The organism is Methylophaga pinxianii (genome assembly GCF_020447225.1).
GTDB lineage: Bacteria > Pseudomonadota > Gammaproteobacteria > Nitrosococcales > Methylophagaceae > Methylophaga > Methylophaga pinxianii.
This window is the reverse complement of record NZ_JAJAEO010000037.1, coordinates 1-347: the sequence shown is the minus strand read 5'-3', so window position 1 is coordinate 347 and position 347 is coordinate 1. Positions and strand designations below refer to the sequence as shown.

1 protein-coding gene is annotated in these 347 nt (G+C 58.2%); it reads right to left on the bottom strand.

The features are described from left to right. Window positions 1-303 (bottom strand): immunoglobulin domain-containing protein (locus LGT40_RS16740; RefSeq protein WP_226343095.1); only part of this gene is annotated, 303 nt, incomplete at its 3' end. Window positions 304-347 lie beyond the last annotated feature (44 nt).

Genomic DNA, 347 nt, shown 5'->3' with positions numbered 1-347 from the left:
AGGCAGCGCACCCGAAAGGGTCAGGGCAGCTTTGCCCCCAAGGAGGGAGGCTGAGAACCGGGCAGGTGTCCAGGAGTGTCTGTTGATTGTATCATAAATCAGTGTCTTGGGGGCTTGGCCAGGCTTCTGCTGGAACCAGTAAGGATAATGACCACTGGTGACAGTTCCAGTGTTGGAGCCACAGGTGAGAGTGACTGTCCCTCCTGGGGACACAGTCAGTGAGGGCTCCTGAGTCACCACAGCCTGGGAATTGGACCCTGGGCAGCAAGTGAGGAGGAACAGAAAGAGAGGAGTCCAGGCCATGGTGCTGATATTGGAAGGGACCCCTGGTGCCAGAGCTGGGGCTC